The sequence below is a fragment of the Kitasatospora sp. NPDC057542 genome (assembly GCF_042801945.1).
Lineage (GTDB): Bacteria > Actinomycetota > Actinomycetes > Streptomycetales > Streptomycetaceae > Kitasatospora.
Genome location: NZ_JBHVFE010000017.1, coordinates 34653 through 43995, shown reverse-complemented (window position 1 = coordinate 43995; position 9343 = coordinate 34653). Strand labels below are relative to the sequence as shown.

Annotated in this window: 7 protein-coding genes; 6 read left to right on the top strand and 1 reads right to left on the bottom strand. The window is 74.5% G+C overall.

Annotated elements, in window-relative coordinates:
• Window positions 1–125: 125 nt before the first annotated feature.
• The 3 genes from coaBC to ACFU7Y_RS04600 all read left to right on the top strand — a co-directional run bounded on the left by coaBC (window position 126) and on the right by ACFU7Y_RS04600 (window position 4893).
• The gene (gene coaBC, locus ACFU7Y_RS04610; protein ID WP_224276704.1) at window positions 126–1343 is read left to right on the top strand and encodes a bifunctional phosphopantothenoylcysteine decarboxylase/phosphopantothenate--cysteine ligase CoaBC; all 1218 of its coding nucleotides are present in this window, start codon (window positions 126–128) and stop codon (window positions 1341–1343) included.
• Window positions 1344–1494: 151 nt separating this feature from the next.
• A complete protein-coding gene (metK, locus tag ACFU7Y_RS04605) occupies window positions 1495–2703 on the top strand; it encodes a methionine adenosyltransferase (RefSeq protein ID WP_224276700.1) in 1209 nt (402 codons plus the stop codon).
• A gap of 105 nt (window positions 2704–2808) precedes the next feature.
• Complete coding sequence (locus ACFU7Y_RS04600) at window positions 2809–4893, top strand: primosomal protein N' (protein WP_380766461.1); 2085 nt, start codon at window positions 2809–2811, stop codon at window positions 4891–4893.
• A gap of 160 nt (window positions 4894–5053) precedes the next feature.
• On the opposite strand, the gene ACFU7Y_RS04595 is transcribed toward ACFU7Y_RS04600, so the two are convergent.
• Window positions 5054–5683 (bottom strand): hypothetical protein, encoded by a 630-nt coding sequence (locus ACFU7Y_RS04595; RefSeq protein ID WP_380766460.1) that lies wholly within the window; start codon window positions 5681–5683, stop codon window positions 5054–5056.
• Between the two features lie 252 nt (window positions 5684–5935).
• On the opposite strand from ACFU7Y_RS04595, the gene def reads away from it, so the two are divergent.
• From def to ACFU7Y_RS04580, 3 genes are all read left to right on the top strand, one after another.
• Window positions 5936–6481: a peptide deformylase gene (gene def / locus ACFU7Y_RS04590; RefSeq protein WP_380766459.1), complete on the top strand. Its 546-nt coding sequence runs from the start codon at window positions 5936–5938 to the stop codon at window positions 6479–6481.
• Between the two features lie 76 nt (window positions 6482–6557).
• Window positions 6558–7496 carry a methionyl-tRNA formyltransferase gene (fmt, locus tag ACFU7Y_RS04585; RefSeq protein ID WP_380766458.1) on the top strand — a complete coding sequence of 313 codons (939 nt, stop codon included), beginning with the start codon at window positions 6558–6560 and terminating at the stop codon, window positions 7494–7496.
• 151 nt (window positions 7497–7647) lie between these two features.
• Complete coding sequence (locus ACFU7Y_RS04580; protein WP_380766457.1) at window positions 7648–9081, top strand: RsmB/NOP family class I SAM-dependent RNA methyltransferase; 1434 nt, start codon at window positions 7648–7650, stop codon at window positions 9079–9081.
• Window positions 9082–9343 lie beyond the last annotated feature (262 nt).

Below are 9343 nucleotides of genomic sequence, written 5' to 3'. Positions count from 1 at the left end.
CGGCGGAATCGTTTCCGCCGGGCCCTCCGGTGTTCCGGCTCTGTGGTGGGGCACCCGTGCGGGCGCCGACCGGGGGGTCGTAGGGTGAGCGGGTTCCGGATCGGGAGAAAGGTCGGTACGTGACTGTGGACGCCCCCCGCGTGGTCCTCGGCGTGAGCGGCGGGATCGCCGCCTACAAGGCGTGCGAGCTGCTGCGCCGCTTCACCGAGTCAGGCCACCAGGTCACCGTGGTACCGACCGCGGCCGCGCTGCACTTCGTCGGCGAGGCGACCTGGGCGGCGCTGTCCGGGCGCCCGGCCGCCACCGAGACCTGGGAGCGCGTGCACGAGGTGCCGCACGTGCGGATCGGGCAGCAGGCCGACCTGGTCGTGGTCGCCCCGGCCACCGCCGACCTGATCGCCAAGGCCGCCCACGGCCTCGCCGACGACCTGCTGACCAACACCCTGCTCACCGCCCGCTGTCCGGTCGTGCTGGCGCCCGCCATGCACACCGAGATGTGGGAGCACCCGGCCACCCGGGACAACGTGGCCACGCTGCGCCGCCGGGGCGTGATCGTGCTGGAGCCGGCCGTCGGGCGGCTGACCGGGAAGGACACCGGCAAGGGGAGGCTGCCCGAGCCGTCGGCGATCTTCGACGCCTGCCGGGCCGTGCTGCGCCGGGGCGGGGCGGTGCCGACCGACCTGGCGGGCCGGCACGTGGTGGTCTCGGCCGGCGGTACCCGGGAGCCGCTGGACCCGGTGCGCTACCTGGGCAACCGCTCGTCCGGCAAGCAGGGCTACGCGCTCGCCGTGACGGCCGCGGCGCGCGGGGCCAGAGTGACGTTGCTCTCGGCCAACGCGGAGCTGCCGGACCCGGCCGGGGTGGACGTGGTGCACGTCTCGACCGCGCTGGAGCTGCGCGAGGCGGCGCTGGAGGCGGTCCAGGACGCAGACGCCGTGGTGATGGCCGCGGCGGTGGCGGACTTCCGTCCCGCCGAGTACGCGACCGGCAAGATCAAGAAGGTCGAGGGGGTCGAGCAGGCGCCCGTCGCACTGGTCCGCAATCCCGACATCCTGGCCGAGCTGTCGGCCCACCGGGCCCGTTCGGGTCAACTCGTGGTGGGTTTCGCGGCGGAGACCGACGACGTGCTCGCCAACGGTCGCGCCAAGCTCGCCCGCAAGGGCTGCGACCTGCTCGTCGTGAACGAGGTGGGCAACGGCAAGGCCTTCGGCACGGACGTCAACGAGGCCGTGGTGCTGGGCTCGGACGGTAGTGAGACGGCCGTTCCGGTGGGCCCGAAGGAGGCGCTCGCGGACGTGGTCTGGGACCTGGTGGCAAAGCGGCTGGAAACGGGCGGCAACTGATCGGAACCGCTCGCGCGGCGGTCGAGAATTCCTGAAGCGGGTGACGTTCTCCGGAACCAGACCGTTAGACTCCAGGAATCAAGTCTTTCCGGAGTTCCCCGGTTCGCCCGGGGAACTTCAGTCAGCAGCCGCTGCAACCCCAGGGAGCGCTGTGTCTCGCCGCCTGTTCACCTCGGAGTCCGTGACCGAGGGACACCCCGACAAGATCGCTGACCAGATCAGCGACACCATCCTTGACGCTCTCCTGCGGGAGGACCCGACGTCCCGGGTCGCCGTGGAGACGCTCATCACCACCGGCCAGGTGCACGTGGCCGGCGAGGTGACCACCAAGGCGTACGCGCCGATCGCCCAGCTCGTCCGGGACAAGATCCTGGAGATCGGCTACGACAGCTCCAAGAAGGGCTTCGACGGCGCCTCCTGCGGTGTCTCGGTGTCCATCGGTGCCCAGTCGCCCGACATCGCGCAGGGTGTCGACACCGCGTACGAGGCCCGGGTCGAAGGCGACGAGGACGACCTGGACAAGCAGGGCGCCGGTGACCAGGGCCTGATGTTCGGCTACGCGTCCGACGAGACGCCCGAGCTCATGCCGCTGCCGATCACCCTGGCGCACCGCCTCTCCCGCCGCCTGACCGAGGTGCGCAAGAACGGGACCATCCCCTACCTGCGCCCCGACGGCAAGACCCAGGTCACCATCGAGTACGACGGCGACAAGGCCGTCCGCCTCGACACCGTGGTCGTCTCCACCCAGCACGCCAGCGACATCGACCTGGAGTCGCTGCTCACCCCGGACATCCGCGAGTTCGTGGTCGAGCCGGAGCTGAAGGCGCTGGCCGAGCAGGGCATCAAGCTGACCACCGAGGGCTACCGCCTGCTGGTCAACCCGACCGGCCGCTTCGAGATCGGCGGCCCGATGGGTGACGCCGGCCTCACCGGCCGCAAGATCATCATCGACACCTACGGCGGCATGGCCCGCCACGGCGGCGGCGCCTTCTCCGGCAAGGACCCGTCCAAGGTGGACCGCTCGGCCGCGTACGCGATGCGCTGGGTGGCGAAGAACATCGTCGCCGCCGGCCTCGCCCGCCGCGCCGAGGTGCAGGTCGCGTACGCGATCGGCAAGGCCGAGCCGGTCGGCCTGTTCGTGGAGACCTTCGGCACCGAGACCGTGCCGGTCCTCTCCATCCAGAAGGCCGTCTCCGAGGTCTTCGACCTGCGTCCCGCCGCGATCATCCGCGACCTGGACCTGCTGCGCCCGATCTACGCCCAGACCGCGGCGTACGGCCACTTCGGCCGTGAGCTGCCGGACTTCACCTGGGAGCGCACCGACCGGGTGGAGCAGCTGAAGGCCGCCGTGCAGGACTGACGTCCTCGGCTCCTGATCCGTAGCGCCCGAAGCGGCGTCCGCCCCCGAACGGGGACGGGCGTCGCTTCGTGCATTGTCGGTGTGACCTGGTAGTACTTGGTGGCGATGAGCAGCACAGGGGACAACGGGGCCGGCGAGCCGGAGCAGCTGGCGTTCATCCGGGAGACGGTCAAGCGGGCCAAGCCGCGCACCTGGCGCGGGGCCAAGCGGGCCGAGCACCTGCCGGTGGCCCGGGTCGTGGTGGACAAGGGCGTGCTCACCATCGACAAGTTCTTCGACTACGAGGTGCCGGCCGGCATGGCCGAGGAGGCCCAGCCCGGAGTGCGGGTGCGGGTGCGCTTCGGGGCACGGGTGGTGAAGGGCCAGCGCGAGGGCGGCGAGCTGCACGACGGGTTCATCGTCGCCCGGCTGGAGAAGAGCGACTTCCCCGGCCCGCTCGCCCCGTTGGCCCAGGTGCTCTCGCCCGAGCCGGTGCTCACCCCGCAGCTGCTGCGGCTGTGCCGGACCGTCGCCGACCGGTACGCCGGCACGCTGGCCGACGTGCTCCAGCTGGCCGTCCCGCCCCGGCACGCCAAGGCCGAGGCCGAACCCTCGCCGCCGCCACTGCCGCGCCCGGCCGCCCCGGCCCCCGGTGGCTGGCAGCGCTACCCGGCCGGGTCCGACTTCCTCGCCTCGCTGGCCGGGGGCGGTTCGCCGCGCGCGGTCTGGGCGGCGCTGCCCGGGCCCGGCTGGCCGTACGAGATCGCGCGGGCGGTGGCCGCGACGCTGGCGAGCGGGCGCGGGGCGCTGGTCGTGCTTCCGGAGGGGCGCTCGGTGGCCCGGGTCGACCAGGCGCTGACCGAGCTGCTCGGCCCCGGGATGCACGTGGCGCTGGAGGCCGACCTCGGCCCGCGCGAGCGCTACCGGCGCTGGCTCGCGGTGAGCCGGGGCTCGGTCCACGCCGTGGTCGGCACCAGGGCCACCATGTTCGCGCCGGTCCGGGACCTCGGGCTGGTCGTCGTCTGGTCGGACGGGGACGGCAGCCACAGCGACCCGCGCTCCCCCCACCCGCACGTGCGCGAGGTGGCGCTGCTGCGCGCCGCCGAGGAGGGCGCGGCGGTGCTGCTCGGCGGGCACGCGGTGACGGTGGAGGGCGCGCAGCTGGTCAGTACCGGCTGGGCGCGCCCGCTGGTCGCGGACCGGGAGACGGTGCGGCAGGTCGCGCCCAGGGTGCGGACCGTCACCGACCAGGACCAGCACCGGGACGCCGCCGCCCAGGCCGCCCGGCTCCCCTCGGTGGCCTGGGAGGCCGCGCGGGAGTCGATGGCCGCCGGGCACCCGGTGCTCATCCAGGTGCCCCGGCGCGGCTACGTGCCCCGGCTGGCCTGCGGGCGCTGCCGCACCCCCGCCCGCTGCCGGCGCTGTGAGGGGCCGCTGGAGGCGCCCTCGGCCGACGCCGCACTGTGCTGCGGCTGGTGCGGGGAGCCGGAGAACGACTGGCACTGCCCCGAATGCGGGTCCTTCCGGCTGCGGGCCCAGGTGGTCGGGGCCCGGCGGACGGCGGAGGAGCTGGGCAAGGCGTTCCCCCGCATCCCGGTGCGGACCTCGGGCCGGGAGGCGGTGCTGACCACCGTGCCGGACGAGCCTTCCCTGGTGATCTCCACGCCCGGCGCGGAGCCGGTGGTGGAGGGCGGCGGCGGGTACGGGGCCGCGCTGCTGCTGGACGGCTGGGCGCTGCTGAGCCGGCCGGACCTGCGGGCGGGGGAGGAAGCGCTGCGGCTCTGGCTCGCGGGGGCCGCGCTGGTGCGGCCCTCGACGGAGGGCGGGACGGTGGTCGTGGTCGCCGAGCCCTCGGCCCGTCCGGTGCAGGCGCTGGTGCGCTGGGACCCTCTGGGGCACGCCGGGCTGGAGCGGGACGAACGGGCGCAGCTGCACTTCCCGCCGGTGTCCCGGATGGCCTCGGTGAGCGGGAGCCCCTCGGCGGTGGCGGACCTGCTGAACCTGATCCGGCTCCCGGAGGGGGCGGACGTGCTGGGGCCGGTGCCGGTGCCGGCGCTGCGGGGGGAGGAGCAGGAACGCGCGCTGCTGCGGGTGCAGCCCGGGCAGGGGGCCGCGCTGGCGGCGGCGCTCAAGGCGGCGCAGATCGCGCGGATCGCGCTGCGGACGGCGGAGCCGGTGCGGGTGCGGGTGGATCCGACGGACATCGGCTGAGCGGCGGGCGGGGGCTTCGGCGCGGTTCGGGTGCGTGCTTCGGGTTCGGTGGCCCGGTGGCCTTCGTGCCCGGTGGCCCGGGGGGCTTCGTGCCCGGCGGTCCGGTGGGGCGGGGTGAGTGGGCCACCCCGCCCCGGACGGCCCGGCTGCGGCGGCTCGGTCAGCCGCGCAGCGGGATGCCGGGTCGGTCCGCCTGGGGGCGGTCGACGGGGGTGCTGCGGTCGGTCGTGCCGCGGTCGACGGGGGTGTGGTCCATCGGGCCGCGGTCCGTCGTGGTGCGGTCGATCGTGTTGCGGTCCAGGCTGCTGCGGTCCAGGCCGCCCTGGCGAGCCGCCGGGACGGTCGTGGCCAGACCGGTGCGCTCGGCGGCGGGCAGCTCCTCGGAGCGGTCCGGGCGGCTCTGGCCCGGGACGGCACCGCTCGCGGCGAGGAGCTCGCTGGTCGGGCGACGCATGCCGTAGCGCCGGTGCACGGCCTGCTTGGTGACCCCGAGGGCGGAGCCCACCGAGTCCCAGGAGAAGCCCAGCGCCCGGTCGAACTCGACCGCGGCCGCCACCAGGGTCTCCACGCTCTCCCGCAGCTCCTGCGCCAGACGCACGGTCGGCGCCGGCGCCCGCCCGTACACCACGAAGCCGGCCGAGGTGCTCGGTCGGCGCGGACGGTAGACGTTGCCCAGTTGCGCGGTGAGCGTCCGCAGCGCGTCGACCTGCCGCCTCACCCGCTCGATGTCCCGCACCAGCAGGTGCAGGCTCGCCCTCGCCCGGGCGTCGTGGTTGATCTGCTCGGCCATGGCCTACGTGCCACCTTCCGTACGGTTCAGCTCGGCCGGGGCGCGGTGTCCCGTGCGCCCGGCCCTGGTCAATCTCTCTTGACCAACGCCGAAGCGGGGGCCGGGGTAACGCCGCTCGGCACAGTCGGGCCGTGCCGGACGCCGATCCGGCCCCGGGGAAGCCCCCGGCGGACGGCCGCGCGGGTTGCATAGACTGGCGGGTGAACCAGCCCGACCGCAGCCCGCGCCCCTACGGACAGGAGCCCGTACCCCGTGGCGATCCAGCCGATCCGTCTCTTCGGAGACCCCGTCCTGCGGTCCACCGCCAAGCCGGTGACCACCTTCGACAAGGAACTGCGCAAGCTGGTCCGCGACCTCACCGACACCATGATGGACGCCCCCGGCGCCGGCCTTTCCGCGCCCCAACTCGGTGTTTCCCTGCGGGTGTTCACGTACCACGTGGACGGTGTCACCGGGCACCTGATCAACCCGGACCTGTCGCTGAGCGAGGAGGAGCAGGACGGCCCCGAGGGCTGCCTGTCGCTGCCCGGCCTGCGCTACGACACCAAGCGCTCGTACGGCGTGGTGGCCAAGGGCTTCGACATGTACGGCGATCCGGTGACCCTGGAGGGCACCCAGCTGCTCGCTCGGTGCATCCAGCACGAGACCGACCACCTGGACGGCATCATCTTCATCGACCGGCTCGACCGCGAGCAGCGCAAGGCTGCGTTGAAGGCGATCCGGGAGGCGGACTGGGGCGGCGGGCCGGCCCCGGTGGTCAAGGTCTCGCCGCACAGCACCTTCGGTTCCGCCCGCTGATCTCGGCCCGCTGACCTCCGCCGACTCCCGTCGGCTTCGCTGGTTTCTTGAACGTCCTTTTGCAGAAAGGCACTTGATGCGTCTCGTCTTCGCCGGCACCCCCGAGGTCGCCGTTCCCGCCCTGGATGCCCTGCTCGCCTCGGACCGGCACGAGGTCGTCGCGGTGGTCACCCGCCCCGACGCTCCGGCCGGGCGCGGGCGCAAGCTGGTTGCCAGCCCCGTCGCCCAGCGCGCCGAGGAGGCCGGGATCGAGGTCCTCAAGCCGGCGAAGCCCAGCGACCCGGACTTCGTCGCCCGGCTCACCGAACTCGCCCCCGACTGCTGCCCGGTGGTCGCCTACGGTGCGCTGCTGCGCCCCGGCACCCTGGAGATCCCCAAGCACGGCTGGGTCAACCTGCACTTCTCGCTGCTGCCCGCCTGGCGCGGCGCGGCCCCGGTCCAGCACGCGGTGATGGCCGGCGACGAGGTCACCGGCGCGTCCACCTTCCTGATCGAGCAGGGCCTGGACTCCGGCCCGGTCTACGGCGTGATCACCGAGGAGATCCGCCCGACGGACACCAGCGGCGAGCTGCTCACCCGGCTCTCGCTCTCCGGCGCGCGGCTGCTCGCGGCCACCATGGACGGCATCGAGGACGGCTCCCTGCACGCCGTGCCGCAGCCGGCCGAGGGCGTCACGCTCGCGCCGAAGATCACCGTCGAGGACGCGCGGATCGACTGGAACCACCCCGCGCTGCGGATCGACCGGGTGGTGCGCGGCTGCGCGCCGGCGCCGGGGGCCTGGACGGAGTTCCGGGGCGAGCGGCTGAAGGTCACCGGGCCGGTCAAGCTGCTGCCGGACTCCGCCGAGCTGGCGCCGGGCGAGGTCGCGATGGCGGGCAAGAACAGCGTCCGGGTCGGGACCGGCAGCCACGACGTCGAGCTGGGGGAGGTGCGTCCGCAGGGGAAGAAGGAGATGCGGGCCGCCGACTGGGCCCGGGGCGCGCGGCTGGAGGCCGGGGAGCGCTTCGGGGACTGACGCTCCGATTCGGCGCTACTGTTCGTTCGAGACCGTCCATGTTCGTCGGAGACCATCGAAGTTCGTCCGAGTTCGTCCGAGTTACTTCATCACCACCGTTCGTTTCATCACCACCGTTCGTTGATAGCCACCGCAGCACCTTGAGGCACCTGTGACCACCCCCAGCGCCAAGCGCGCCCCCCGCCCGCACCGCCGCCCGAAGAAGGACCCGGCCCGGATCGTCGCGTTCCGCGCGCTGCGCGCCGTCGACGAGCGCGACGCGTACGCCAACCTGATCCTGCCCTCGCTGCTCCGCGAAGCCGAGCAGAAGGGCATGGACCGGCGCGACGCCGCCCTCGCCACCGAGCTGGTCTACGGCACCCTGCGCCTGCAGGGCACCTACGACGCGATCATCGCCGCCTGCATCGACCGGCCGCTCGGCAAGGTCGACCCGCCGGTGCTGGACGTGCTCTCGCTCGGCGCGCACCAGCTGCTCACCACCCGCATCCCCAGCCACGCGGCCGTCTCGGCGACCGTCGAGCTGGCCCGGGTGGTGCTCGGCGACGGCAAGGCCAAGTTCGTCAACGCCGTGCTGCGCCGGATCAGCGCCCACGACCTGGACGCCTGGATCGAGCAGGTCGCCCCGCCGTACGACCGGGACGCCGAGGACCACCTCGCGGTCGTGCACTCCCACCCGCGCTGGGTCGTCTCCGCGCTCTGGGACTCGCTCGGCCGCTGGCAGCCCGACGCCTCCGGGCGCACCGCGATGGAGGAGCTGCTGCGGGCCGACAACGAGCGGCCCGAGGTCACCCTGGTCGCCAGGCCCGGCCGGGCCACCGTCGGTGAGCTGGCCGACGCGCTGCCGGAGGCCGAGCCGGGGCGCTGGTCCCCGTTCGCGCTGAGGCTCGCCGAGGGCGGCGACCCGGGCTCGGTCGCGGCGGTGCAGGAGAACCGGGCGGGCGTGCAGGACGAGGGCAGCCAGCTGGTCGCGCTGGCGCTGGCCTCGGCGCCGCTGGAGGGCCAGGACCGGCTCTGGCTGGACGGCTGCGCGGGCCCCGGCGGCAAGGCCGCGCTGCTCGGTGCGCTGGCCGCCGAGCGGGGTGCGGCACTGGTCGCGAGCGAGAAGCAGCCGCACCGGGCCCGGCTGGTGGCACGGGCGCTGGCGGGCAACCCCGGCCCGTACACCGTGATCGCGGCCGACGGGACGCGCCCGGCCTGGCGCTCCGGCGGCTTCGACCGGGTGCTGGTCGACGTGCCGTGCTCCGGCCTCGGTGCGCTGCGCCGCCGCCCGGAGGCGCGCTGGCGGCGCCGGCCGGCCGACGTCGCGGCCTTCGGCCCGCTCCAGCGGGACCTGTTGCGCTCGGCGATCGAGGCCACCCGGGTCGGCGGCGTGGTCGGCTACGCGACCTGCTCGCCGCACCTCGCGGAGACCCGGGCGGTCGTGGACGACGTGCTGCGGGGCGAGGGCGGCCGGGTCGAGTGGATCGACGCGCGCCCGCTGCTGCCCGGCGTCCCGGCGCTCGGCGACGGGCCGGACGTGCAGCTGTGGCCGCACCTGCACGGGACGGACGCGATGTACCTGGCGCTGCTGCGGCGCACCGCCTGACGTCGTTCCGATGTCGCCTCCCCGGCCGGGGCCGTCACCTCGGCCGGGGCCGGCGATCCCGGCCGTGTGCACCCTGATCTTCCTGCCTGCCTGCACCGGGGCGCTCCAGGCGGTCATCGGCGCGGCGGGCATCCTGTTCGCCGCCTGGCGGACGCCGCGGCGGTCCGGGCCGGAGGAGGACCGTCGGTGCGGGCCCCGGGGGGATGCGACGGCGTGCGGTGTGGTGACGGTCACGGCCGTGGGTGGCTTGCATCTCCCGCGG